Source organism: Kistimonas scapharcae (assembly GCF_039540975.1).
Lineage (GTDB): Bacteria > Pseudomonadota > Gammaproteobacteria > Pseudomonadales > Endozoicomonadaceae > Kistimonas > Kistimonas scapharcae.
This window is the reverse complement of the sequence record NZ_BAABFL010000442.1, coordinates 1-26,592: the sequence shown is the minus strand read 5'-3', so window position 1 is coordinate 26,592 and position 26,592 is coordinate 1. Positions and strand designations below refer to the sequence as shown.

Sequence of the window (26,592 nt, the reverse complement as noted above, 5' to 3'; positions counted from 1 at the left end):
CGTTTTGTGCAAAAACTGTACTCTGTTGCCAAAAGTACGGCCAGCTTGCTCACATTCCCAAGGTTAAGCGGGATTTAAGGCCTTAAAGACCGCAATCACCTCATCAGTTATCGTCTGGTAATTACCTTTCGGAGCCGTCGTATAATCAACAGAAATGACTTTAAGACCTGTTTCATTGGCTACCGGGATACAACGCAGCAACGTCATCTGGGCATTGTAACGTGTGTAAGCACCACCATGGGCGTAGACCATCACCTTACCGTTATCTTTCCACCCCTTGGGAAGCACTTCTATCACGGGTACCGAGTTAATGATTTTATTTGTAATGGTTGGCTCAAAGCGTTTAATGACCGCCTGATTGTTCGGACGTAACCTTTCTTCCAGCGCCTGATTAATGGCATCCCAACCCGTTACATCGTCCGCAGCCGGGTAGGTTTTCAGCGTTAATGGATCAGGCATAGTCTGCATGTGGTTTTTAGCTTGATCTGAGATGGTCTCCGGCAGCGATGATTCATAGGCAAAAACCAATGTCGGCATAACCGCCAAAACCACACCCTTCCACTTGCAGATCATACAACACAGCCTCGTCATTGCTCTGTTAAAGCGATAAGCATGAAGGTTTAGTGGGCATAACTGGATTTTTCAATGTGGTGACATAGCGTCTTTTGGTTGCGGTATCACCCTCCACCAAAAATAGAACCATGGTGTCAATAAAGAAAAGTATTGATACTATTACCCTTGTAATAACAAAAATAACAACACACTGGAGTCCATCATGCGCAGGCATGTTCTATTCGCCTGGCTGGTCAGCGTCCTGCTGCCTGGTCTGGCCTGGGGCAGCGGCCCGGGTCTCGGCAACCTTTCCTATAATGCATCAGAGCTTTTCAAGCCCGTTTCATGGATTAACCGGGACAATGGCATTCCTTCCACCTACCCGTTTCGAAAAGCCTTCGGCACCAACGTCGGCATCATGCATAACGGGTATTTCCTGACACTGTTTGCCCCGGATAGCGGCTGGGGCCCCGGCGGTTTTCTGCTCTATGATGTCTCCGATCCCCGCAACATCAAACTGGTCAAACGCATTTATGAGCCCAATGGTCGCACCAGTGAATTCCGTGAAGCCCATGCCATCGGCGCGACCAACCTGAATGGCCGTCGGTATATCACTATCCAAACCACCAGCGGCATTGAGTTCTGGGACTTTACCGATATCGATAACATCCAGCAGGTCTCCAAGCTGTCACTGCCGGGTGTAAATGCCGGGGATTACACCAGTGTTGCCTGGCAGCTCTGGTGGCAGGCGCCCTATGTGTATGTCGCGGTGGCGAACCAGGGCATTTACATTGTGGATGCGACCGACCCAGCCACCCCTCGCATCGCTGACCGTGGCGGAAATCGCCCCAACCCGGTACCACCGGCAGAACTGGGCGGTTTCAGGGTCGGCCCGATCTTCACCATGGGTAATCAGCTGGTCATCAGCTCTATGGATCAACAGGATGGCTTTGCCAGCCTAGATATCAGCGACCCGCTGAACCCATTACTTCTGGACAAAACACCTGACCTGTCACAAACCTACTACGCCACCTGTTTTGATGGTGAAAAAGTGGTTGCTTCTGTCAGGGGCAGTGGCGCCCGGATGGTGACGTATAACCTGGATGACCCGGCTCGCTTTGTACTGGAGAACAATTCGCTGGTCATTGATGAACAGCTTTACTGCAGCATGCAGGATGATTACGTCTTCCAGGGAACCGAAGAGAGTGTTCACAAGGTCGATATCAGCAACACTGGCGCCTACCGTGATGTGGGTAGCGGTAGCCTGAACGTCAGTAATGCCGATCATGGCCAGGTATTCCCCTTCGGTAACCTGGTGTTTATTGGTAATGACCATGGCACCGGCAACGCCTTTATGGTTCATGATCTGGATCCGGATACCACGGCACCGGTTATTCGCCAGGTGTCGCCAAGACATCAGGCAGACAATCATGCAATCACTTCCCGGATTGGTATTGGCTTCTCCGACAGTATTGACCTGGAAACCGTTAACAGCGACACCTTTATTGTCCAAACACTGGACGGGACACCTGTCAACGGACGCTACAGTGCCCAACTCGGCATCGTGAACTTTGCACCGGAACAGGCACTGGCACCCAACACCACCTATGAAGTAATCATTCCTGCAGGTGGTATTCGTGACTATGCCGGTAATGCGGTTGAACAAACCTTCCGATCAACGTTTACCACAGGACAGGAGAATGACCGGGGACTGATTTACCACTGGACCTTTGATGGCCACCTGAATGATGTCTGGAGTGGTAATACCGGCTCCCTCTCAGGCACAGTAAATTATGAAAACGGCGGTATTCGCTTATCTAGCCAGCAGTCAATTCGCACCGATGTTGCGCTGTCCAACGTGTTGGGCGGTACCGGTACCGTTAGCCTCTACCTGAAAACCAGTCAAAACGGTAATAACAATCCCTGGCAGGCGCCCGGCCTGATGGGACGAGACCAGAATGGCGGTACCGGTGATGTTTTCTGGGGCTGGATTGACGGCAACGGCCGTTTGCGACTCTCTGCCGGCAATGATGCCGGTGTCGCCACGGCCTCCGCCATCAACGACGGACAATGGCATCATGTCGTCATGACCCGTGATGCCGGTAATGGATCCGTAAAGATTTATGTTGATGGCGAGCTGAGTGGTCATGGATCAGCACGCAGTGGTATTTTCGGTGGCGGCTATAGCTTCGATACCATTGGTCAGATCAGCGGTAACTCAGCGAAACTGGCCGGTAGCCTGGATGACCTCAAGGTGTATAACCGGGTGTTAAGCGCCGAGGAAGTCCGCGCACTGGCTGGGCGCATGGTGGTCAGCCTGGATAAATCCATCGCCAGCGATGCTGTTGAAACTGGTGACGCCACCGTTATTACGGCCACAGGTCGCGGTAGCAATCTACAATATCGTTGGGATCTGGGTGACGGAACCATTGTCGATTCCGGTGACAACGCCTCCGTTTCTCATACCTGGACGACGCCAGGCCATTATCAGGTCATCCTGACCGTGACAGATGGCAACAGCAGTTATTCTACGTCCTTCGTTAAGACTGTGACCCGTCCGCTGACGCCGGTCCAGTCAGTCAATAGTGGTCCCATAACGCGGGATGGAAACAAGGTCTATAACATCAACCCCGACAATGGCACCGTCACCGCCATTGATGCCTTTTCCCATGGCAAGGCTTGGGAAGTCCGGGTGGGTAAGCATCCGAGAAGTATTGCCGCTCTACCTGATGGACGACTTTGGGTCACTGTTGAAGGTGAAGACCGACTGGTTGCACTGGACAGCAGCGGTCGCCTTGTAGAAAACATCTACCTTCCCTATGGCAGCAGGCCTTATGCCATTGTCGGTAGCCCGGACGGCAGCAGTCTCTATGCCACTCTACAGGGAACTAATGAGCTGGTGCGGTTTGATACCGCCAGCGGTATCATCACAGGTCGTGTTGCCGTCAACCAGGATCCACGGGCGATTGCCATTGCCGGCAATGGGGAGCAGATCTATGTCACCCGTTTCCGTTCAGCCATGACCAACGGTGAAGTCACAGAAGTTTCCACTGCATCAATGAGCATCACCCGACGCATTCCTCTGGCGGTGGATACCACAACGGTCGATGCTGAGGACCGTAGCCGGGGCATTCCCAATTACCTCCACAGTGTCGTCATATCACCGGATGGTTACCGCCTCTGGGTACCGTCCAAGAAAGACAACATTGTTCGTGGCGCCTACCGGGATGGTCAGGCACTAACCCAGGACAGTAGTGTTCGTACGATTGTGACACGCATTGATCCAGTAACGGGTAAAGAGCTGTTTGAAGAGCAGATTGATTTCAACGATCGTGACTCGGCACGTGCCGTGGCCTTTACGGCAATGGGTGACTATGCCTTTATCGCCCTGCAGGGTTCCAATAGTGTTGAAATCATTGATGCATACAACAGCGCCAGCCGGGGAGCTATCGACAACAGTGGACTGGCACCTCAGGGTGTCGTTGTAGGTCCGGATAACAAAACGTTGTTCGTCTATAACTTCACCTCCAGAACCGTATCCGTATACGACATTACCGACGTGATTGAATCCACAGGCTTCGCTCCCGTGAAACTGGCGGAAATCAAAACAGTTGGCAGTGAAAAGCTAACGGCGCAGGTGCTTCAGGGCAAACAGATTTTCTATAACGCCCGGGATCAGCGCATGAGCCGCGATGGTTATATCAGCTGTGCCAGCTGTCACGATGACGGCGGCGAGGATGGTATTGTCTGGGACTTCACGGATCGCGGTGAAGGCCTGAGAAACACCATTTCCCTGCGGGGTCGCATGGGTGATGCCCATGGCAATGTCCATTGGACCGCGAACTTTGATGAAATCCAGGATTTCGAAAACGATATACGCAATGCCTTTGGCGGCAGTGGCTTCCTGAGTGATGCGGAATTCGCCGCAACGGCCAACCCACTGGGCGCACCTAAGGCAGGTCGTAATGCCGAACTGGATGCCCTGGCAGCTTATGTTGCCTCTTTGGAAGAGTACCCCCGTAGTGGCCAGCGCAAAGCCAGTGGCGGCCTGACTGACGATGCACTGCTTGGCAAACTGGTATTTGACACGCTGAACTGTGCATCCTGCCACAGTGGTCCAATCTTCACCGATGGCCAGCGACACGATGTGGGCACCATTCAACCCTCTTCCGGACAGGGCATCGGTCAGCCACTGGTGGGCGTTGGGTTTGAAACCCCAACCTTGCTGGGCGTCCACAACACTGCGCCATACTTCCATAATGGCCAGGCTGAAACACTGCTTGACGTTTTCCGCAGTGGTCACGGTAATACTGCAGGCCTGACGGATCCGGACCTGCAGTTACTCGTTAGCTACGTTGGTTCGCTGGATGGTAGTGATAAACAGTACATGCGCATTCATAACGGCGATGGCCACTGTCTGGTTGCCCGGGGCGCCAATGAAGGAGCCAACATCGAGCACTGGTACTGTGGCAGTTATGACGATCAGTTCTGGTATCAGGATGCCCAGGGGCGACTGCACACCAAACTGAACGAAGGCTACTGTGCAACCGGCCAGCCCTGGAATAATGGTTGGTTCTACCTGACCCGCTGCAGCGACAGCAGCTACCAGAAGTGGGAGTTCAATGGCAGCCAGCTGCGGTTAAAAGAACATCCCCAGTATGTAGCGGATGATTACAAAGGTGGTGTCTGGCAAGTCGGCATGTGGCAAGCCAGCGGCAGCGCCAACCAGCGCTGGTATGTCAATAACACGGACTTTGTCCAACTGCGTAATGGGGCTTACGGCTGCCTAACAGCGACCGGCACCGCATCCAACAGTAATGTGGTTGTCAGTACCTGCCGAAACCTCGCGTCACAAAAGTGGTGGGGTGATGGCAGCGGTCGCTTCCACCTGCAGAGCAACCCCAATGTCTGCCTGGATTATAAGGGTGAAACCTGGAACGGTGGCGGTGTCGTGGTCTGGGAATGTAATGACCATGAAAACCAGCGCTTCAACAAGGTCGACAATACGCTCAGGACCCGCAAGAACACCGGTTATGCCGTCACGGCGTCACAAGCCGCTGATGGGGGTAATGTGGTGGTCTGGAATGCCAATGGCGATGCCAGCCAGGAGTGGACACAGGAATGATCTGACATAAACAAAAAAACGGCAGCTCCTCAAGGCGTTGCCGTTTTTTTATGCGCTATTAAATCGTCAGATACCGGGTTTCCAGCCTGATGTGATGGGGTAACGACGGTCACGTCCAAAGCCGCGCGGTGTAATGCGCACCCCTACAGGCGCCTGGCGTCGCTTGTATTCATTAATATCCACTAACCGTAGCACCCGATACACCGTGTCACGGTCAAAGCCCTGCGCCGTGATGTATTCGGCACTGCGATCCTGCTCAATGTACAGTTCCAGAATTCTATCCAGATCATCGTAAGGCGGCAGGCTGTCTTCATCGACCTGATCCGGCGCCAGTTCGGCTGAGGGAGGACGATCAATGACTCGTTGAGGAATAGCCGGTGAAAGGCTGTTACGGTATCGGGACAGACGATACACCAGCGTTTTAGGCACATCCTTCAGGACATCAAAACCACCTGCCATATCGCCATACAACGTCGCATAACCCACCGCCATTTCACTCTTGTTGCCCGTGGTCAGGACGAGGTAACCCTTCTTGTTGGAAATCGCCATGAGCAACACACCGCGACAGCGGGATTGAAGGTTTTCTTCGGTGGTATCGCGGGCCGTGCCTTCGAACTCCTCTTTCAGCGTTTCCATGAAACCATTGAACATGGGCTCAATAGGCAAGACCTTGTAATTAACACCCAACGTCCTGGCCTCAGCCTCTGCATCTTCCAGGCTCATCTGGGAGGTATAACGAAACGGCATCATAACCGCCTCAACACGATCACTGCCCAAGGCATCAACCGCAACCGCCAGCACCAGGGCAGAGTCAATCCCGCCTGACAGCCCCAATACAACACCCTTGAAGCCATTCTTGTTCACATAGTCCCTGACACCGAGAACGAGGCTGTCGTACACTCTGGCTTCCAGAATTTTACTGTCGTGGGATTCACCCGAAAGAAACTGACCACTGGCACTATCAAACTCTGCCAGGGACAGAGACTCTTCATGACTGATTGCCGTCATGGCCAGGGAGGCATCTGGATTCATAACAAAGGAACCACCGTCAAAGACCAGCTCATCCTGACCGCCCACCTGGTTCACATAAACAATCGGCAACCCTGTTTCACGTGCACGCTGGCCAACAACATCCAGGCGATAGTCATGCTTATTAAGGTGAAACGGTGAAGCATTCAGATTCAGGATAAACTGGGCGCCGGCAGCCGCCACATCAGCTGCCGGATCCGGGAACCAGATATCTTCACACACCGTCAGGCCGATCTTGACGCCCTGACATTCAAATACACCATAACCGGTGCCCGGGACAAAATAGCGTTTTTCATCAAAGACCTGATAATTCGGCAAATGGCGCTTGGCATGATGGCAGATAATGTTTCCATCACGCATCACGACAGCCTGATTCTCCAGACCGTTGTCGCCCATTGCCGGAAGCCCCAGAGCCATATCGATGCCACTGACCGCCGCCAGCTGCTCCAGCGCCTTTTCAATCCGCAGTGCCAGGCTTTCACGTAACAACAGGTCTTCCGGGGGATAACCACACAATGTCAGCTCCGGGAAAACGATAATATCCGCCTGATGTTCACTGCGGGCCTTTTGCGCGCATTCGATAACCTTGCGGGTGTTGCCTTCAATATCACCCACCAGCAAATTAAGTTGTGCTAATACGACACGCAGCGTCGGTGCCATGTAAACCTCTGACTAACGGACTAGAAAGGCAGGGTATTTTCCGTGAAACTTCCCTGCATCACAACGACATGTGTACAATCGACCCTAATAACAGAATAGAAGTTTTCGGGGGCGTCGTTGCAACATAGCGAGCCAGCCGGCCAGATACTGCGGGACAAAGTAGACTGGTCGACGCTATTTCATCAGTCAGAAACACCACTCTTCGACTGGGGAAGCCGGTACCGGCTACTCAGGCTCTACAATCTTTACCGCTGCCTGCTGGGCATCAGTCTTTTGGGACTGTCACTCACGCCAGTGTCTGAATGGTTATTCAGTTATGCCCCCCAGCGTGAAGTGGGCTGGTACCTTAACCTTTACCTGACAGTCAATTTTGTCCTGTGGCTTGTCCTGACCTTCCGTAACCAGCCAGGCACAACCTACACCTTCTTTGTCATCACATTGGACATCATGATGCTTAGCGTCCTGTTGCACATGGTGGGTTTTGAGGACAACGGGCTGGCGAACCTTTACTTTGTCCCAATAGTGATCGGCAACATCCTGCTAAAAGGACGTTTGGGCATATTACTGTCAGCAATAGCCACCCTGTTTCTGCTAAGTATTGATATCCATCACGCATTATTGGGACGAGTCTCTCAACATGTGGATGCCGGTCTCAGCGGGTTGCTGTTTTTTGCCACCGCCTTGTTTGTCCAAAGCGTCCGTACCCGTTTGCAATCCTCAGCCCTGGCGGAACGCCTGAGCAGAACCCGAGCCTTTAACCTAGAACGGCTGAGCACCAGCATCATCCAACATATGCGCACTGGTATTCTCGTGCTGCAGGAACCTGACACCATTGTCATGATGAATGAGTCTGCCCGGCACCTGCTGGTAACAGAGGATACCAAGGGGCAGCTGGATGCCCTTTCGCCAGCGCTCATGGCCAGCTATCAGCAATGGCTGGCTAACCCCAACCTGCGCCCCAACAGTTTCAGTTCCTCGCCCGGCTCTCCGGAAATACTGCCGAACTTTAGCCGCCAATCATTCGAGCAGACCGACTACGTTCTGATATTTCTGGATGATAAGGCCGCGCTGTCACAAGAGGCTCAGCGGCTGAAGCTGGCCTCACTGGGCCAACTTACCGCCAGTATTGCCCACGAGATCCGCAATCCGCTGGGCGCTATCAGCCACTCAGCCCAACTACTGGCTGAATCCGAGACAATGAGTGACATGGATCAGCGCCTGCTGACCATCATTCACAAACATTGCAAGCGCGTTAACGGGATCATCAACAATATCCTGCAACTCTCGCGGAAGCAGGGAATACACCCTGAATCTATATTCTTAAATGCATGGCTAAGGGAGTTTATTGATTCTGAACATTTCCAGGATTTTGAAAGTCCCGATATTCGACTGGAGCTCCCGCAATCACCGGTTACCGTCAATATCGATCTTTCCCAGTTACAACAAGTGCTCCATAACCTCTGCCAGAATGGCTTACGGTACAGCCTGCATCACACAGGCAAGCCCTGCCTGATTCTTCGGGCGGGCGTCAGCGCATCCGAGCACCCCTGGCTGGAAGTTGAAGATTTTGGACCGGGCATTCCGGATGAACTCTCAGAATCCGTTTTTGAGCCCTTTTACACCACTGATAAAAAAGGGACGGGGTTAGGCCTCTATATCTGCAGGGAACTCTGCGAGATCAACCAGGCCAGCCTGGGACTGTTGCCATACCAAAAAGAGCGGGGCAGTGTCTTTCATATCTCGTTCGCTCACCCGAAAAAACTAATAAGCTGACGATGATGACCCATACCAATGTATTGATCGTTGATGATGAGCCTGATATCAGGGAATTACTCGAAATCACCCTGGGACGCATGAAGCTAACGACCAACGCCGTAGCGACAATCAACGAAGCGTATGAACGCCTTAACCAGTGTCATTATGACCTGTGTCTTACTGACATGAATCTGCCGGATGGCAACGGAATTGACCTGGTTGCCCATATCCAGCGTACAACGCCACAAACACCTGTTGCCGTGATCACAGCTTATGGTTCCATGGACACCGCTATACAGGCCCTGAAAGCCGGTGCTTTTGACTTTGTTTCAAAACCGGTAGACCTCTCAAGACTGAGAGAACTGATACAGAACGCGATGAGAGTGAACACCTCCGCAGAGGTCAGTACCAGTGACAAGATGCAGCTTCTGGGTGAATCCGGTGTCATGCAGCAGCTCAAGAAGACGATTCGCAAACTGGCAAGAAGCCAGGCACCTGTTTACATTAGTGGCGAGTCTGGCACCGGTAAAGAAGTCGTTGCCCGCATGATCCATGAGCAGGGGCCACGCAGTAACCACGATTTTGTACCCGTCAACTGCGGTGCGATACCGGCAGAACTGATGGAAAGTGAATTTTTTGGCCATAAGAAAGGTAGCTTCACGGGTGCCGTCAACGATAAGCCCGGTCTGTTTCAGGCCGCCGATGGTGGCACACTGTTTCTGGATGAAGTCGCCGATCTGCCCCTCCATATGCAAGTCAAGCTACTCAGGGCAATCCAGGAAAAAAGTATTCGACCGGTTGGCAGTCAACAGGAAATTCCTGTTGATGTAAGAATCCTGAGTGCCACCCACAAAGACCTCGGACTGGAAGTGCAAGAAGGGCGTTTCAGGCAAGACCTGTTCTACCGTATCAATGTCATTGAACTACTGGTGCCACCACTGAGAGAACGAGGTGAGGATGTTCACCTGCTGGCCCAGTATTTTCTCCACAAACTGAGCCTGGACTGCGATTTACCAGACGTCACATTGTCAGACGACGCACAACGTCATCTTGCCAGGTATCAGTTTCCAGGTAATGTACGTGAGCTTGAGAATATTCTTGAACGTGCTTTTACGTTGTGCGAAAACGACAAAATCACGTTAGAGGACTTACAGATCCAGTCATCACACTCCCCCACTGGCACACAAGCCGCTATCAATGATGCAAGGGAAATCGACAACCTGGAAAGTTACCTGGAAGACCTTGAGAAACAAGTCATCATACAAACACTGGAAAGCACCCGCTGGAACAGAACCGCAGCAGCAAAAAAACTGGGAATCACGTTCCGTGCGCTACGTTATCGTCTCAAGAAACTGGATCTGGATGGTCCAGAAAGTAATGTGGCAGATTAAACGATACGGTTTTCTGAAGCAGCTCATTCGTCCATGGAGAAATCATAATCCATGTCCGGCTTGGGCTGCTGTACAAAAAAGCCCTGAACATAATCAACCTGTGTACGCCAGAAAGCACTCAATGCATTAGGGTTTTCCACTGGCACAGCAATGGTCCTTCTGTTCAGTTTGGCAAGAGCTTTTATCATCTCAGTGACACTTTCTTCCTGCACTTTGTCATCTTCCAAATTATTCGTTAATGAAGCATCCAGACGGACATAGTCGGTGGATAGTTCCTCTGCCGTCTTCATGGGTTTCAGGCTCAGCCCAAAGTCACACAATGATGTCCTGAAACCCACTTTCTTCGAACCCTGCAGTAAACGCTGAATATCCTCCCGATATCGCATGGCGTTTTTTTCTGAAAATTGAAAGACCAGAGAATCAGCACCAACAGGAATTTTCTGTAAAACACCCAAGACCCAAGGCAGCAATGTTTTATCCTGCAATGAGGCAGAACTTAGATGGATAAACAAATGTGCTTTTTTACGCACCTTCTTTCTGTGGATGACCAGCTGCTTGATACTCTGCAAGATAACCCAACGATCCATCTTGGCACCTAGCACAATCTTGTCTACTTCAGCTGCAAATTGCCCGGCAACCACCTCTTTACCACTGGGATCAACAATTCGCAGTAGCACGGCATAATGCTCTTCCTTGTCACCCGTCAAACTGATAACCGGCTGATAGAGTAGTTTGAATCGCCCATTTTCCAAGGCATAACGAACCAAAGCTGATGCATCACCCTGACAGGCCAATTCGGCCAATTCTTCCTTACTGTCAAAAAGGTGCCAGTGATTCAACCCTTTCCCAGCGGCCCTTGCCAGGGTTTTCTCTATCCTGACATGCAGCAATTCAGCATGACTCAGCTTATCGACGGGTAGAATGCTGATGGCGGTTGCCACCTGAACCACCTGCTCTGAAACTTCAATGACCAGCTCGTCCATGGCATGCGACAAATTATCAGCCACCTGCTTCAACTTTGCCTGATTCTGGGTGCCGACCAAAATATGAAAGAGGGAAGGCTGTGAGTTTTCAAGCAATACTTCTTTACCAAGCACACTTTTTAATTTATCAGTGATGTCATTGGCAATTTGGTGGATGTTCTTTTCTCCCAGCGCCTGCTCAAGCTGTTCGTAGTTTTCGAGTCGGATACTCAGGAGTGTGACCAGCTTACCTTTGGCAGCATTAGCCAGAGCCTTTCTGATTATGACAGGAATGCTTGGACTGTTTGTTTTTACTTGCTGCTGCTCTTGTTTTGTTTCTATTTCAGGTTCAACTGAAGCCGAGTCAGGCTTCATTTCTTGCACAGATTCGCCTTCTTCATTGGATTCTAACGCCGTCTTCGCTAATTTTTCGACGATAATCCGAAGCAACCCCTGTTTTTGATGCAGTAACGGCATGACGGCAAGCTGTACAGGCAGTTGATTACCATCAGCATTAACCACCATGCAACTCTTTTGTTGACCGATTGCATTTTTAGCCAGAGCATCATCCAGAACCGCTTTAATGTTCACGTTTTCACACACCAAACGGCCATCAATGACTTGCCCATCAAGCACCGCGTCTTTATCGCCGGAAAACAGCACCCGTGCTGCAGGATTGGCATAGGTAATACAGCCTTCCTGCACCTGTAGGATAGCGAGTGAAGATGAATCCAGAATCATTCGTTCATAAAATTCAATGTCTGATGGCACTTCATGCATACGGCTCACACCTCATGAACCGACCCCCTGGCAAACCTGTTTCGTGCTGTACTCTAATAAAGTCTAGTGCAGCTTTGCATCGGGAGAGCGCTACCAGCAGTCTGCAGGGTCAGTTCTTGATCCTGTGGAGCCCCGGAAGCCGACATTTGTCATGAAAATACAGGTACAGTCAGAATCTGCCTTCTGAGAAGTCGATAATGGTGTTGCAATGATGGTATATTGCCGCCGGTTGGGTGACGTTGGCGTCGCCGCTGCTGCGCAATCTGCACCATTCGCCAATTGACTATGCACAACCTTAAGTGTGTAGTGACCTTCCGCCGAACTTGTGACACCAGAACCTAAAAGATCAGACACATTGTCGGTATAGCGATTGAATTGTGCCATCCACCGCTCTTGAAGTACCGCTACATTCTGTATGGCAATATGGGCATCAGACCGGTTGGCAGTGCGCACATAGCTGTTATAGGCTGGAAATGCTATCGCCGTCAAAATTCCGATGATCATCATGACGACAAGCAGCTCTATGAGTGTGTAGCCTCTATTCATTCCCACGGGATTCTCCATTCCCATATGCCAATACAAAATCCACTACTTCAGTCCGATGATTCAATCATTCAATGATTCATTATCTGTCGTTTAAGCTGAGGGCTGCCCAAAATCTCAACACGTCCAACATTACCCGATTTATTAGTATAAAACTTCACCATAAATCCTTCCTTGAGAAACTGAAGCTGAATTTCATGTCCGTCAATCTCTGCCTTGAAAGAATAAGGATCCATTGCATATTTTTTGTTATTGATCGTAATTGTCGCCCTTTGGAAGTCCAGATGATCAATGCGCCCGGAACCTTTATAACTCAGCGTTGCTGCCCACGTAACAACTGGGAACATAGTTAAAATCAGTGCCATTATGAATGGTCTCATGGTCACTCCTCCAATAAAATCTGACGCCAGGATTGTCGGCCTGTTGTTTGTTGCCCATCGTTTTCATGAATAGTGTTGATACTGCCGCCCGCACCAGTCATTAACTTACATTCCGAACTCTGGCAGGGAATGATGGTCGGCTGCTGGACAATACCCTCGTTCTTGATTCCTGTAGCGACGATATTATCCGTGGGGTAATTAGGGTCTGATGGGTTCAGTGTCATGCCTAAACTACTGTACGAACTGTCTTTTTCATCAAATTCACCATCATCATTAATATCAAAAATATTTTCCTCCAGACGGGCGCCGGAATAAGCATTAACTTCCATAATCCAACTGTCTCCGCCAGATTCACACAAGCCCCCTGTTGGCATCTGCGTCAAGAAAATAACATTGCCATTCCGAAGGGCGGCCTGTACTACAACACGCTCGCCATTATTAAAATTGGTGACACCGGACTGCTGTAATATTAAGTCCATTTTCCAGCCTTTATGGGTATCCCAATCAATAGCATTCGCCGTTGTCTGACGTAAAGCGACATCCTTGGACTTAACTTCAACTTCAAATTCCGTCGTAATTTTCTGTTCAAGCAGATCACTATCACTAACGCTTGAGGTCACGCTACTGCTATCATCCTTATCCCAGATTGCATACACACTCTGTGTGTCCTGTCCTTTTCTGGCATTATCCCCTTCGGCGAAATAACGTCCGGTTCCAAAATAAACCAAATACCCCTTAACAGGATGTCTGCCAATGGTCGGTGTGCCTGTTATCGGTCTTTTTAAATCCGGGCTGGATAAACGCGCGCTAAATAATGGCCTAGGTTTCCCGCTATTACCAAAAGCGACTTTCCAGTCGCTTACATTCCTGCTTTTAAAATCAAACTTCCAAAGGTCACCATTCAGATCACCGGCATAAACAAGATCAGTCACAAAATCACCATCGGTATCAACCGCGGCAATTGATGAAAGTCCATTCGGTTTGGTTGTATCACCTGACTTGGTGCTGATTTTTTTAATTAATTTGCCATTTCTTATATCGACGACATAAAGCACCGCCTCTCCGCTGGCAGAAGCATTACCTTCCGTACTGTTATAGCCATTGCCAAAAATAGCCACCCAGTCACCACTCGCGAGCTTGGTCACCATCGGTTTACCAAAGGTATAACCCAAGTCATCATCATTGCCAGGAGTAAACTCCCACAAAGCAATGTTCTTTGCATTCGCTTCAGAAAACTGAGATGGATCCGTCACATCAAGGGCATAAATGGCTTTACCACCGGCACCTAACCCGCCAATCAAAACCGTTTTCCAGACCCCATCGGTTCTGCCAATGTTGGTATAAAAAAAGGCATCTACCGCATTGGGGTTAGCATCCACATAAAAGCGATGGGGATAGTGTGGAAGCACTAATTCGTGCAAATTTGGAAACAATACCGGTGAAACATAGCCCAGTTTTTCATCCCCTGTCGATGCATCAAAGCCATGCAACATGCCATCATTTGCACCGACATACACCATAGGGCTTCTACCCTTATGGGTTTTCTTGAAGTCAGAATACAGGCTACCGGCGGCAATAGAATCCGGGTATTGGAAATTAGGGTACCCAACATAGACCGGGGATGAATTAACAACATCCCCCATCCGACTGGATCTTTGCCGGAAACCATTCTCTCCCTCAAAGGTCTGATTACCCCGGATGTAGTCCAATACCTCATGACGATAGGCATCAGAAGACGCCGTGCTGGTACTAAGGTCGACCGGAACCCGACGACCACTGCTTACATTCAAGGCATCATAGAGCTCTGTATTTCCAGCAGCATTGGTAAATGGACTACCTTCGGTTGTACCACCAGCCGTTCGCTTTCTGGTAATAATCACGCGCCGCGTATGCCCAGTGCTTCCTAACGCCGCCAGACGACTTCTAGCTGACCAGTCGTTTCTCATGCTTCCATCGGGGTTATTCACTACTTTGCCATTACCATCAATATGAATGGCAACCAGGTCACCCGCCCAATCCTGGGAGTCAAAACGCGCCTGGAAAATACGCCGATCGGTCTGCCGCGAGGTTGAGCCTATGGCCAACTGTGCGACAGAGCTCGTCACGTTAATAATATTTTGGAAAACGTCGTTAAGCTGGGTTAGCAGAGAGAAATAATTTCTGGCGGAAAAATAAGCGCCCCCGGAATTAAAACTGGCATGCCAGAGATCATCGAATTTGTTACTGCCCCAATCATCTGTCTTTTTTAATGGGGGATCAGGCCAACCATCATCATCCGTATCGACCAGGCTACCAATCTGACCAAAAGCAATACCTATCACGCTCATATGCTGTTTTTTATTTGTATTGTTATCACCCAGCGGCACTTCATCCTTAAGGTCTATACGAAGGTCATTCTCATAATGGTGCAGAGCCACATCGGACAACCATCCAGACCGCGTATCAGCATCAAGATCACTGATAGCAGATTCTGCCCCAGACCAGTCCCCATCGGTCAAAAGCATCGTATAGTTGAGCTGGCATTCACTGATGATCGGCGCACCAGTACCGGTTCGTCGATAAGATTGACCGGCTCGATGTAATGCCGCCGGTAACGGCGTCCCTCCACTCCCCCGGCTTCTCTTAATCAACTCATCAATAATCTTTTCATTATGTGTCGCATTCCCAAACTGGGTCTCTGGAAAATCCACAATAAGGTTACTCTTGTTGATATAACCCAGGGCATAACGAACACTGGGAAATGAATCCACGATCTTGGTTGCAGAAGCAACAACACTGAACATGCGATTTCGGTAATACTGATACCAGTTTGCGTAGTTTTGTTGACGTTTTGCGACTTCAGCCGGGTCGGTGATATCAACGTTTTGCTCAATACGCTGTATCACTTCCGGCCCTAAGGGGCCATCACGATATTCAAACGTGACCGTCCATGAACGTACCCTGTCTGCGCGTAATTGGAAGATTGTGTGATCATCCCACCAGTCAATATGTCGATTCGGGACTCTTTCATAGTTAATCTGACCGTAACGACGCGGCCTGTCCCCGGTAAAACCTGCCGTATCCTCAGCAACGACATAAAATCTATCAACCAAATCGGTAAGAACGGTATAATCGGCTTCCCCGCTAACTGGGTGATTACGTGCTTGTCTGAAATTGGCATCCGACATATCAGCCCACGGGGTATAGGTTACCGTTGCGTCATAAAAGCTGGCTTCCATATCAGGTGTATAACCCCGCCAGTCACCAATATTACCGCTACCATCGCCCGCGAAATGAGCAAAATCTTGATCTTGATTCTCTGAGGCTCTACTACTAATTGTTGTATTATTAAAAGCGCCACACTCTGCGTCAGCTACATTTTCAGTCGTTGTATATAATTCAAATGAGCGAATAAATTCACTAGTTCCAGGGGTATTCCGACCAGAATCCCAGTCATCCCCCGTATGATTTGTTCCACTATAGGCACGTATTCCAAAACCGGGTCTCAACCGAAATGACCGGGTCTCGACATTAGGTAAAACTGTTTCATCATTGGCATAACATCTTTCTGTGCCCCGATAATTAGGATCTTCATAAAAACACACATTATCTTGTGTTTGAAATGGCGCCTTAGTTGACGAAACAGAATTACTTCCTTCATTGCGGTAAGCACACAGATTCCAGGCAGGTTGCCATAATTTGCGCCAGTTCATCGAACCAGAATCATCCAGCATCATAATGACATTAGAGGCCGATGCCTCCACCAGAAATAATGGTTTCTGTGCAATCATCAAATCTGTGGCAGATACATACCCGGAGAAAAGAACTCCCCCCACAGAGAGGTATAAATACCGCCTGGCACCTTGAATTGCAGCTAGCATCATATCCCGAATCCTTTCTGCCTTACCCAGTTCGAATCCCGCAGTGTTCCCGCAGAATACGACGATTCCTTTAACTACCGTATATTCAACAAATATAGAGTGGCTTTTCCAACAAGCGCCACATTTTTCACCAGTCGCTTACTCTGACCTATCCGATGACCTTCTCCACACATCGATCATTGAACATCAGGGATTCAACCTAACCGCCAGGATACTTTGCACCATTGTCAATGTTCTGGGACGGTCACCGGCATTGGCATTGGCAACGGTATAGGTAGTATCAGTACCCAGTGAAGTCACCCTGAAATAATAAATTTTTGAGCTGGAAGAGCTTCCAACCCCCAGCGAATCGTTGACTTCCTTGATATATTCGATGATGACCATGGTAATACCCAGGCCCGCCTGATCCACGATATTTGCATCACTGCCTGTGAGCACCTGTCCATTGGAGTAAACCGGCACACTGGCCCAGAAGCTGGTATTCAGGTAATTAGACGACAGGCTGGAATAATAGACACCCTCGCCTGTTAACTCACTTTCCAGTGTGGCAAATGATGAGTAGTCCAGCAGGCGATTCTCTATGGATCGCAACCCCAGCTCGGCATTCTGGAAGGCCGTTTCATGATCCACATTGCCGCGGGCCATGCGCTGCTCCATGATGGCATTATCCAGGCTGGTCGTACCGAGCAACGTGAGCACCAGCAACGTGATCAATGCCATAATCAACGCACTGCCAGATTCAGGCCTTGCTACATCCATGGCATGGCCCCCAGCGTTCGGTTGCGCAGGTTGATGGTCATTGACATCTCCCGCCGAAATCGCCGATCCGGTGGCGTGTAAGTTTGGCTGATATAGCTATAGTCCTCGCCCGTTTTACTCACAATGAAATCATTGGTTGTTTCAACCAGCAGCCACATTCTGACACTGACAACACGCCTCCAATCCGTCACCTGATCCGCTGTGACATAGCGACTGGCTGCTATCTGGCTGGTTGTACCGGTCGTCTCACCATAAACAATCTGCATATTGGCAATGCCTTCCACCAGCTCCTCTGCATCAGCAAGCGTGCCATCAGCCTTAATGCGTTTACGGTATAAAGAAGGATGGTTATTGGCGTCATCACCTCTTTTGCCAATGTAGTACTGAACACCGCGTATGATCACGGCCTCCATATTGCGCATGGAGGTCAGTTGTGAAGTTCCACCACTATTACCTCCCAAAGTAATAACGCCTGAGGTTCGATTGAAATCGGTTGCCTTGACGATAAGTGTCTTTTCACAATCACTGACGATCAAAATTCTGTCATTCGCATCTGCCGTACCACCCGCCTCAGGAAATCCGATGGTTGATGCACCATCCACGGTTAAACTGGTAGCCGTCGCACTGGTAATATTGAAAACATACGGCTCAATCCCCCAGATTCTGATGATATCCGACCCTCTTGCGGCTGTACTGCTTGTAGCAGGCATATTGTTCGCCTGGGCACCGGTTGTTGTTGTCCAATTCGCTGAGGACTGAGCACTCAAGCTCCCCCAAGCGGCAGGCGTCAAGGTGTCCGAATAAGCGGTTCCACTCGCCTCCCAGCCCTGAATCCCCCGCTCTGGCTGAAAAACCGCCCCACTTGAAGTGATCAAGTTGTCAAACGTAGTATCCCGTTTACTCACGCAGCCTTTGTAACCGGCCACCCTCAAATCTCCACCGATAAGGTCAAAGGTGTAATTCCCGGCCTCTTCCACACTGCTCATGGCATCCCTGATCAGGAAATCCCGTTTGCTGTTAACCAGTATCTGCACAGCGCCAAGCAGCATGATGGCACCGAGCAACAGTGAAACCATGACCTCTACAAGGCTTGAACCTCGCTGTCTGCTCAGTGCCATGGCGCAGTACTCATTGGATGTTTTGAAGGTTTTATCGTCCATTGAATGTCGAAGTCCAATCACATCGAAAGTTTATGGTTCAAACGTCATCATGTAACTTAAATCCCCGTTGATATCGAATTCGAATGGGTTATCGAGCGTCCCGTCGTTATTCGTATCCCAGACAATCCAGATGCTATAAACCGAACCATCATTACTACAGGCCGCTGTGATAGCCGATTGCGCATCCGCTGCACCAGCAACACGGGTCGCGGTATTCGCGCTGCTGATCGCCCGTTGTGCCTGGGCGGCAATCGTTTGAGCTACCGGATCCCCATCTACGCCAGCTGGAAACAATGCCTTCAGAACCTGCTCGGATTGTTCAGCAGACTGTTTCGCAAATTTCGCTGCATCAGTGCTATTGCCTGCCAGTGATGCGGCCTCAGCCTGCTGCGCCAGTGATTCAGCCTGAGCGGCCTGGGCCTGAATGGCAGCCGTCGTACCCGGTTGCGTAGTGGCCAGATTAACGACCTGACTGGCAATAGAGGTCACAGCCGTACTCGCAAAACCTGTACCGCCATCAGCAGGTGAACCATCCCTGCAGACAAGCCCTAAACCACCGGGAAGATTGTTCTCAATTAGCTGGTTCCATTCCCATAGATCATTTCTGGCCATTTCCTGCGCTGTACAACCAGATCCGGTGTAACAACTGGCCACCTGCGTAGAGCCTGTTGTGATCAATGAATAAAAATTACTATTAACACCTTCCGGGTTCGCACGCATCCTGTCGGCAATATTAATGGCCAGGCTAACGGCCTTGTGTTGAGAAAAAGCCTGATGATTGATACGTAAAGATGTCGCCTGCAAACCGGCAAGACCGAGCAATCCTACCGTCAGAATGAACAACGTTACCAGGTTTTCAATGAGGCTGAAGCCAGCCATCGCCGCTGGCGGGCGGTATGCACCGTCTGGCATAGTTCGTCCTTGATGTCACTGACTGCAACAGCCATCCATAACTGTTGCCACAAATTGCCCGAGTCGTTATCTCTCATTAATAATCTAGAACGACAAGAAAGGAATAGAATCAAAACCGACTTATACCAAGATTAACGCTATAAGCGGCCTGATAAGCGGTATGCATTGAAACGGACATATAGAAAGCGACAAAATCCCGTCACACCTGATAGCATTTCGAACGAAAAGAACCGTAGTTGTGGACCAGCGCTATTCTGAGGCATCGCCCGAAAATGACTTCAGGCGACCATGCAGCTTAATCGGGGTCAAGCACTTCCAGGATTTCCACCTGAAACATCAGGTGTTTTCCCGCCAGCGGATGATTGAAATCAATCGTGACCCGCTCATCATCAAAGGCAGTGACAACACCCGGCAGTTCCGAGCCAGATTTATCAGCAAACGAAACCACCAGCCCTTCGGACAGCGCCATCTCTGAATCAAACTGGCTCCGGGGCAGCTCCTGAACATTCCGGGGGTTCGGTTGACCAAATGCCTGTTCCGGCAACACCGTAAAGGTTTCAGCATCACCTTCCTTCATGCCATGAAGCAAGCCTTCAAATGCATCCGGCAGGTTGCCGTCACCTACCACTAACGAAGCCGGTTTACCCGTAAAAGTGCTGTCAACCACTTCACCACTCTCAAGCCGAAGTGCAAAGTGCATGGTCACTTTACTGCCGGCTGCAATTACCGGGTTTGTCATGAGTTCTGCCTGTCCTTATCGGTGTCAGTCGTCTGGGGATGGATAAACATATCCAGAATCAATAAGCCCGCGCCCAGTGTAATGGCAGAATCTGCCAGGTTAAAGGCCGGGAAATAATAGCGATCGTAGTAAAACAGCAGGAAATCAACCACATGACCCAGGGCAATGCGATCCCAGACATTACCAAGCGCGCCCCCTAAAATCAGTGCCAGGGCCACGGCCTGAAGCTTTTCATCTGACTTCAGTCGCCGAATCCAAACAATAAGCACCACACTGACAACCAGTGCTATCGATATAAAGAACCAGCGCTGCCAGCCAGATGCATCGCTCAAAAAACTGAAGGCTGCACCGGTGTTATACGCCAGCGTAAAGCTGAAAAAAGGCGTAACGGGCAACTGCTCATACAGAGAAAAGTGGTTGTTGAAATAAAACTTGGTGCACTGATCCAACACTATCACTATCACAGACAGCCATAACCAATGCAGCATGGAGCGCTGTTGAGCGGGGTTCGTTGAAGATGCCATTGATGAATCAATATCCTGTAGTAGATCCCCTGAATGCAGGGTAACGAACAAGGCCGAGAGGCCAGATGCGATATTGTACCTGACCAGACATGATTTTTTAGATCACATTTCCAGATAACAGCACGTAAACAGAACAGCAGGACTCACGAACGTGGTCTATGGCTATCTCTACAAAACAACAGAAAGAAAAACCCCGCCAGAAAGCGGGATTTACTTTGACAAACGACTAACGAGACGGGCTCAGTAACGATCAGGCAAAGTGCCGAACTTCGCCGTCGCCCTGAACATTCTCGATACAACGGCCACACAGCTCCGGATGTGCTTCACTGGTTCCGACATCTTCGCGACGATGCCAGCAACGGACACACTTCTCAAAGGTTGAGGCCTTGACAGCCACCTTGAGACCTTCAAGTTCCGTTGCATAAGCATCGGTTGCGTCTGCCAGCGGTTTGAGGTCAGCACGGGATATGATCAGCACAAAGCGCAGTTCATCGCCCAGCGCAGCCAAATCCTTCATCAATGCCTCATCAGCAAATAATGTCACTTCGGCTTCAAGGCCGCTGCCAATTACGCCAGCATTACGTGCTTCTTCCAGCGCTTTGTTGACCGCGGTTTTTGCCGTCATAATCCGCTGCCAGAATTCACGATCCATCGTCGGATGCTCCAGCGCGTCCAAACCTTCATACCAGGTTTCAGTATGAATCGACACACTGCGCTCGCCCGGCAGTTGCTGCCAGATTTCATCGGCAGTGAAGCTCAGGATCGGCGCGATCCAGCGTGCCAGCGCTTCAACGATATGATACATCGCGGTCTGGCAGCTGCGACGCGCCAGGCTGTTCGCCTGGGTGGTGTACTGACGATCCTTGATGATGTCCAGATAGAAACTGCCCAGATCCAGCGCACAGAAATTCTGTACCTTCTGGTAAACATTCAGGAAGTTGTACTTCTGGTAGCTGCTTACAATCTCCTGCTGCAACTGCAGGGCGCGATCAACGGCCCAGCTGTCCAGCGGCAACATCTCGGATGCCGGCACGCAATCGGTTGCCGGGTCAAAGCCGTTCAGGTTGGACAGCAGGAAGCGGGCAGTATTACGGATACGACGATAGGTATCAGAACTCCGCTTGAGAATCTCGTCAGAAACGGTCATCTCGGCGCTGTAGTCGGTCGCGGCAACCCACAGGCGCAAGACATCTGCCCCCAGTGAATTCATGACTGACTGCGGTGCAATGACATTACCAATGGACTTGGACATCTTGCGTCCCTGACCATCCACCGTGAAGCCATGGGTCAGCAGGGTTTTGTATGGCGGTACATTCTTGATGGCGATACCGGTCTTCAGTGAAGACTGGAACCAGCCTCGATGCTGGTCAGAACCTTCCAGGTATAGATCCGCCGGGAACTGCAGGTAATCCCGTGCATCCAGTACTGCCATGTGTGTCACACCGGAATCGAACCAGACATCCAGCGTGTCCGTCACCTTGATGTAGTTTTCAGCATCTTCTGCGGAGAGCAGCTCAGACGGTTCCAGATCAAACCAGGCATCCATCCCCTCTTTCTCAACCCGCAGCGCCACCTGCTCGATCAGCGCCGGTGTATCCGGATGCAGCTCTTCGGTGTCTTTATGGATGAACAGGGCAATCGGCACACCCCACGTCCGCTGACGGGAGATACACCAGTCGGGACTGCCTTCCAGCATAGCTTCCATGCGGTTGCGGCCCCATTCCGGCGTGAAGTTAACATCCTTGATGGCTTCCTTGGCGCGTTCCAGCAAACCATTCTTGGTCATGCTGATGAACCACTGCGGTGTCGCACGGAAGATCAGCGGCGTCTTGGTCCGCCAGCAGTGCGGGTAACTATGCTGGAAGGATTTCTCATGCAGCAGACGGCCTTTTTCCATCAGCACTTCCACCACATGGCGATCCACTTTGTAGACGTGCTCACCGGCAAACAACTCGACATTACTGCGGAAGTTACCGTTGTCATCAACGTAGTTCAGGGTGCCCAGGCCATACTTGCGGCCTACATTAAAGTCGTCAACACCGTGGTCAGGCGCAGTATGAACACAGCCGGTACCAGCATCCAGCGTGACGTGATCGCCCAGCAGGATCGGGAGCTGCTTGTCATAGAAGGGGTGGTTAACCGTCAGGTTTTCCAGTGTCTGGCCGGTCGCGGTTGCCAGTACGGTGTAATCTTCCACGTTATAGCGTTGCATGATGGACTCCAGCAGTCCTTGTGCAACGATCAGACGCTCAACACCCTGACCGGCATCACACTGAACCAGTACATAGTCCAGCTCAGCGCCCAGAGTAACCGCCTGGCTTGAAGGCAACGTCCAGGGGGTGGTGGTCCAGATCACAACAGAGACCGGGCCTTCACCCTTATCACCACCAAATGCAGCCAGGAAATCGGCTTCATTGCTGACAGGATAACGGACATCAATGGCCAGGGAGGTCTTGTCCTGGTATTCCACTTCCGCTTCCGCCAGAGCGGATGCGCCCACGACACTCCAGTAGACCGGCTTGTAACCTTTATGCAGATGGCCATTCTCCGTCACCTTGCCCAAGGCACGGATGATGTCAGCTTCGAACCGGTAGTCCATGGTCAGGTAAGGGTTATCCCACTCACCCAGTACGCCCAGGCGTTTGAAATCTTCACGCTGGCCGTTGACCTGCTTGGCCGCATATTCACGGCACTTCTTGCGGAAGGTCTTCACGTCCACTTTCACGCCCGCCTTGCCGACTTTCTGCTCCACCTTGTGCTCAATCGGCAGACCATGACAGTCCCAGCCCGGCACATAAGGGGCGTCGTAACCGCTCATGGTGCGGGACTTGACGATGATGTCCTTGAGAATCTTGTTAACCGCGTGACCAATGTGAATGTCGCCGTTCGCATACGGAGGGCCGTCATGCAAAATAAACTTGTCCCGGCCGGCAGATGCCTTGCGGATCTCACCGTACAGATCCATGTCGTACCAGCGCTTGAGCATCTGCGGCTCGCGCTGCGGCAGGTTGGCTTTCATGGGAAAGCCGGTTTGGGGCAGGTTTAACGTCTGTTTATAGTCACTCATCTGTTATCTACCAGCATTGACATCATCACATCGGTCACAGGCAGTCCGGTACAGGACTCCGGCACGCTCTGACTGCAACAGAGTCCGTGTTCACATTAAGCGGAATGCAGCCGTTCAAAAACAGCAATGGGGATTGCACCATAAAAAGCACAATCCCCGTCATAGTGGAACCTCACATTCAGGCAAGGTTCCCGAGAATTTGTTACATGAGGCGATCAGCTATTAGCCGTTAAAAGCGCCCGAGCCCGAACTATATCATTTGCAATCGCCGCTTTCAGGTCGGCGATGGACGGAAAGGACTGCTCATCACGGATTTTATGGAGAAATTCCACCTGAATCCGCCGGCCATAGAGATCACCCTGATAATCGAGCAAGTGTACCTCCAGTCGCGCGCCCTGTCCCGCAACGGTTGGCCGGGTGCCGACATTGGCCACACCGTTGTACACCTGATCCAGGCCGTGCACCCTGACGGCAAAAACCCCTCTTACCGGCAGAGACTTGCGCTTGAGCACAATATTGGCAGTCGGCACGCCCATGGAACGCCCCAGGCGCTGGCCATGGCAGACTTTACCGGAAATCAGCCAGGTACGCCCCAGCAGCGTGTTAACGCCGGCAAAGTCACCGGTCCCCAAGGCCTGACGGATACGCGTACTGCTGACACGTTCGTTTTCCTGCATGACTGTCCGGGTGTGATCCACCGTGAAGCCACAGGTCTGACCCGCCGTTTCCAGCCGGGCAAAGTTACCGGCACGGTCACAACCAAAACGAAAATCATCACCCACCACCAGGTGGCGGACTGCCAGGATATCGACCAGTACTTTCTGGATAAATTCATCTGCCGTCAGGGATCGAAAAGCTTCATTAAAAGGCAGACACAAAACGGTATCGACCCCTTCTGCGGCCAGCACTTCGAGCTTGTCGCGCAAGGTATAAACCCGGGCAGGTGCTTTATCCCCGGTAAAAAACTCCCGGGGTTGTGGCTCAAAGAGCACCACACAGGCAGGTAAGTTCAGCGCAGACGCCTTCTCCCTGACCTGGGTCAGGATATCCTGATGCCCCAGGTGGATCCCGTCAAAATTGCCGATGGTCGCGACACAGCCCTGCGGCAGTGGCTGAATGTTCTGAAAGCCCCGTATTAACTGCATTGAAAAGTAGTCCGACCCTGTTCCATGATGCGTTATAAAGCGGGCTTATGATAAAGGTCAGTGGCGCTGACAGCAAAGCGAAATCACATCTCCACAGAATTATGGATATTGCATTTCCCCCCTGCCACATTGAATTGCCACCAGCCATCAACAGTGCATAAGATCATTGTGCGCTTATCGGAACACCTAAACAATTTCCATTAAGAACTATCAAAGTATGTGAAAATCACTAACAAACCAAAAAAACCAAACCATTTGAAGAAACAATTTCCAAAAAAAACAATCGAAACCAAAGCACCAATCATTTTATTGCGCAAGGATGAAAACAATAGCAACATGGAAAGAAGTACAACACAAACCAACCTGCAACAGCTTTGTGGAGTTTCAAGCGTTGATCATGCACTTAGTGATGACGACCTTGTTTTTATAGATCACCACTCCCTGAAGCGGATTTCTCTCGATGAAACAGAACCACATATAATCCAGACATCACTTAGAGTAAATCTCAATAGGAGAATGAAAGAATATGGTAGACCAACCCTTGCAGAAAGAATATTAAGACAAGAGGAACCCATAAAATATAAAGACCTAACAGCATTAAACCTTTTAACAAGCAAACCAAGAACAAAGCAAACACTACTGCATAATATAACTCAAAGCTTCGTCCCCCACCCAGAAAAGCTCCCCAATTTAGTTAGCGAGGCCATGTTACAAAAAGACATTCGAAGCATTCCGAATATTTTTGTCCTGCACCGGTTTATGACCTGTCAAAAGCATGATAAACACTCAATAGCACTTATCAAATACCTTGCCTCTCAATGCATGCAAATTGACTTTAACAGCCCTTTTGAAACGCTAGAAGGCGAATACGAAGATTGTGCACGACTACTTTTAACACCAGGCTCAAACGTAGAAGAAGATAAGCAGCAAATGTGCTGTATAAAAAACCTGGAAGGATTACATGATATATGGAAGCAACAAAACCCAGCAGACTGGAACCAAGTCCTCCTCCAGCAAACGCTTCCGACATCACCTGGTTTGACAGAAGCTCAAGAAGTTCTTAAGGATGATGCTGAATCGTTAACTAAAGACAGCGTGTCATTAGCTGTTGCTTTGGCGCCAGAGCAAACTGACACATTGCCAGACAGGTCGGCAACCGACCAGACCGTTGAGTCTGTAGAAAAACGTCTGGAAGCACTGGCAGTCCCCGGCATAGCAGATATCCTTTAGAAATCTGCCCCAGAGTTCT

The 26,592-nt window shown here is 50.5% G+C and carries 17 protein-coding genes; 4 read left to right on the top strand and 13 right to left on the bottom strand.

What is annotated here, in order from left to right; translation table 11 throughout:
* Positions 1-63: 63 nt before the first annotated feature.
* The gene (locus ABD892_RS18725) at positions 64-573 is read right to left on the bottom strand and encodes an alpha/beta hydrolase (RefSeq protein ID WP_345197559.1); all 510 of its coding nucleotides are present in this window, start codon (positions 571-573) and stop codon (positions 64-66) included.
* Between the two features lie 202 nt (positions 574-775).
* On the opposite strand from ABD892_RS18725, the gene ABD892_RS18720 reads away from it, so the two are divergent.
* Positions 776-5,677, top strand: a complete 4,902-nt coding sequence (locus tag ABD892_RS18720) for a ricin-type beta-trefoil lectin domain protein (RefSeq protein ID WP_345197558.1) — start codon at positions 776-778, stop codon at positions 5,675-5,677.
* 66 nt (positions 5,678-5,743) lie between these two features.
* On the opposite strand, the gene ABD892_RS18715 is transcribed toward ABD892_RS18720, so the two are convergent.
* A complete protein-coding gene (locus tag ABD892_RS18715) occupies positions 5,744-7,366 on the bottom strand; it encodes an NAD+ synthase (protein WP_345197557.1) in 1,623 nt (540 codons plus the stop codon).
* A 117-nt stretch (positions 7,367-7,483) separates the two neighbouring features.
* Here ABD892_RS18715 and ABD892_RS18710 point away from each other — a divergent pair, with 117 nt between their 5' ends.
* Both ABD892_RS18710 and ABD892_RS18705 read left to right on the top strand, forming a co-directional pair.
* On the top strand, positions 7,484-9,139 hold the full coding sequence (locus ABD892_RS18710) for a sensor histidine kinase (protein ID WP_345197555.1): 1,656 nt from the start codon (positions 7,484-7,486) through the stop codon (positions 9,137-9,139).
* Between the two features lie 5 nt (positions 9,140-9,144).
* Positions 9,145-10,512, top strand: a complete 1,368-nt coding sequence (locus ABD892_RS18705) for a sigma-54-dependent transcriptional regulator (protein ID WP_345197554.1) — start codon at positions 9,145-9,147, stop codon at positions 10,510-10,512.
* Between the two features lie 23 nt (positions 10,513-10,535).
* Here ABD892_RS18705 and ABD892_RS18700 read toward each other — a convergent pair whose 3' ends face one another.
* The 11 genes from ABD892_RS18700 to ribF all read right to left on the bottom strand — a co-directional run bounded on the left by ABD892_RS18700 (position 10,536) and on the right by ribF (position 25,343).
* Positions 10,536-12,254: an EAL domain-containing protein gene (locus ABD892_RS18700; RefSeq protein WP_345197553.1), complete on the bottom strand. Its 1,719-nt coding sequence runs from the start codon at positions 12,252-12,254 to the stop codon at positions 10,536-10,538.
* Positions 12,255-12,344: 90 nt separating this feature from the next.
* The gene (locus tag ABD892_RS18695; RefSeq protein WP_345197552.1) at positions 12,345-12,800 is read right to left on the bottom strand and encodes a type IV pilin protein; all 456 of its coding nucleotides are present in this window, start codon (positions 12,798-12,800) and stop codon (positions 12,345-12,347) included.
* Between the two features lie 68 nt (positions 12,801-12,868).
* Positions 12,869-13,177 carry a hypothetical protein gene (locus ABD892_RS18690; protein ID WP_345197551.1) on the bottom strand — a complete coding sequence of 103 codons (309 nt, stop codon included), beginning with the start codon at positions 13,175-13,177 and terminating at the stop codon, positions 12,869-12,871.
* A gap of 2 nt (positions 13,178-13,179) precedes the next feature.
* The gene (locus ABD892_RS18685; RefSeq protein WP_345197549.1) at positions 13,180-17,040 is read right to left on the bottom strand and encodes a pilus assembly protein; all 3,861 of its coding nucleotides are present in this window, start codon (positions 17,038-17,040) and stop codon (positions 13,180-13,182) included.
* A gap of 183 nt (positions 17,041-17,223) precedes the next feature.
* The gene (locus tag ABD892_RS18680) at positions 17,224-17,796 is read right to left on the bottom strand and encodes a pilus assembly PilX family protein (RefSeq protein WP_345197548.1); all 573 of its coding nucleotides are present in this window, start codon (positions 17,794-17,796) and stop codon (positions 17,224-17,226) included.
* Positions 17,787-18,914: a PilW family protein gene (locus tag ABD892_RS18675; protein ID WP_345197547.1), complete on the bottom strand. Its 1,128-nt coding sequence runs from the start codon at positions 18,912-18,914 to the stop codon at positions 17,787-17,789. The genes ABD892_RS18680 and ABD892_RS18675 overlap by 10 nt, the downstream gene beginning before the upstream one ends.
* 72 nt (positions 18,915-18,986) lie before the next feature.
* Positions 18,987-19,868 carry a type IV pilus modification protein PilV gene (gene pilV / locus ABD892_RS18670; RefSeq protein WP_345197545.1) on the bottom strand — a complete coding sequence of 294 codons (882 nt, stop codon included), beginning with the start codon at positions 19,866-19,868 and terminating at the stop codon, positions 18,987-18,989.
* 295 nt (positions 19,869-20,163) lie between these two features.
* Complete coding sequence (locus ABD892_RS18665) at positions 20,164-20,607, bottom strand: FKBP-type peptidyl-prolyl cis-trans isomerase (RefSeq protein WP_345197543.1); 444 nt, start codon at positions 20,605-20,607, stop codon at positions 20,164-20,166.
* Positions 20,604-21,131 carry a signal peptidase II gene (gene lspA, locus ABD892_RS18660; protein WP_345197542.1) on the bottom strand — a complete coding sequence of 176 codons (528 nt, stop codon included), beginning with the start codon at positions 21,129-21,131 and terminating at the stop codon, positions 20,604-20,606. Before lspA ends, ABD892_RS18665 begins: the two co-directional genes overlap by 4 nt.
* Before the next feature lie 250 nt (positions 21,132-21,381).
* Positions 21,382-24,198, bottom strand: a complete 2,817-nt coding sequence (ileS, locus tag ABD892_RS18655; protein ID WP_345197540.1) for an isoleucine--tRNA ligase — start codon at positions 24,196-24,198, stop codon at positions 21,382-21,384.
* A 215-nt stretch (positions 24,199-24,413) separates the two neighbouring features.
* The gene (ribF, locus tag ABD892_RS18650) at positions 24,414-25,343 is read right to left on the bottom strand and encodes a bifunctional riboflavin kinase/FAD synthetase (protein ID WP_345197539.1); all 930 of its coding nucleotides are present in this window, start codon (positions 25,341-25,343) and stop codon (positions 24,414-24,416) included.
* A 219-nt stretch (positions 25,344-25,562) separates the two neighbouring features.
* Between ribF and ABD892_RS18645 the strand changes: the two genes are divergently transcribed.
* Entirely contained in the window at positions 25,563-26,573 is a 1,011-nt protein-coding gene (locus tag ABD892_RS18645; RefSeq protein WP_345197538.1) for a hypothetical protein, read from the top strand.
* Positions 26,574-26,592 lie beyond the last annotated feature (19 nt).

Bases quoted from the DNA above. Each gene is read 5' to 3' on its own strand.
- ABD892_RS18725 (WP_345197559.1), bottom strand. From the start codon at position 573: ATGATCTGCAAGTGGAAGGGTGTGGTTTTGGCGGTTATGCCGACATTG.
- ABD892_RS18720 (WP_345197558.1), top strand. From the start codon at position 776: ATGCGCAGGCATGTTCTATTCGCCTGGCTGGTCAGCGTCCTGCTGCCT.
- ABD892_RS18715 (WP_345197557.1), bottom strand. From the start codon at position 7,366: ATGGCACCGACGCTGCGTGTCGTATTAGCACAACTTAATTTGCTGGTG.
- ABD892_RS18705 (WP_345197554.1), top strand. From the start codon at position 9,145: ATGACCCATACCAATGTATTGATCGTTGATGATGAGCCTGATATCAGG.
- ABD892_RS18700 (WP_345197553.1), bottom strand. From the start codon at position 12,254: ATGCATGAAGTGCCATCAGACATTGAATTTTATGAACGAATGATTCTG.
- ABD892_RS18695 (WP_345197552.1), bottom strand. From the start codon at position 12,800: ATGAATAGAGGCTACACACTCATAGAGCTGCTTGTCGTCATGATGATC.
- ABD892_RS18690 (WP_345197551.1), bottom strand. From the start codon at position 13,177: ATGAGACCATTCATAATGGCACTGATTTTAACTATGTTCCCAGTTGTT.
- ABD892_RS18685 (WP_345197549.1), bottom strand. From the start codon at position 17,040: ATGATGCTAGCTGCAATTCAAGGTGCCAGGCGGTATTTATACCTCTCT.
- ABD892_RS18680 (WP_345197548.1), bottom strand. From the start codon at position 17,796: ATGGATGTAGCAAGGCCTGAATCTGGCAGTGCGTTGATTATGGCATTG.
- ABD892_RS18675 (WP_345197547.1), bottom strand. From the start codon at position 18,914: ATGGCACTGAGCAGACAGCGAGGTTCAAGCCTTGTAGAGGTCATGGTT.
- pilV (WP_345197545.1), bottom strand. From the start codon at position 19,868: ATGCCAGACGGTGCATACCGCCCGCCAGCGGCGATGGCTGGCTTCAGC.
- ABD892_RS18665 (WP_345197543.1), bottom strand. From the start codon at position 20,607: ATGACAAACCCGGTAATTGCAGCCGGCAGTAAAGTGACCATGCACTTT.
- lspA (WP_345197542.1), bottom strand. From the start codon at position 21,131: ATGGCATCTTCAACGAACCCCGCTCAACAGCGCTCCATGCTGCATTGG.
- ileS (WP_345197540.1), bottom strand. From the start codon at position 24,198: ATGAGTGACTATAAACAGACGTTAAACCTGCCCCAAACCGGCTTTCCC.
- ribF (WP_345197539.1), bottom strand. From the start codon at position 25,343: ATGCAGTTAATACGGGGCTTTCAGAACATTCAGCCACTGCCGCAGGGC.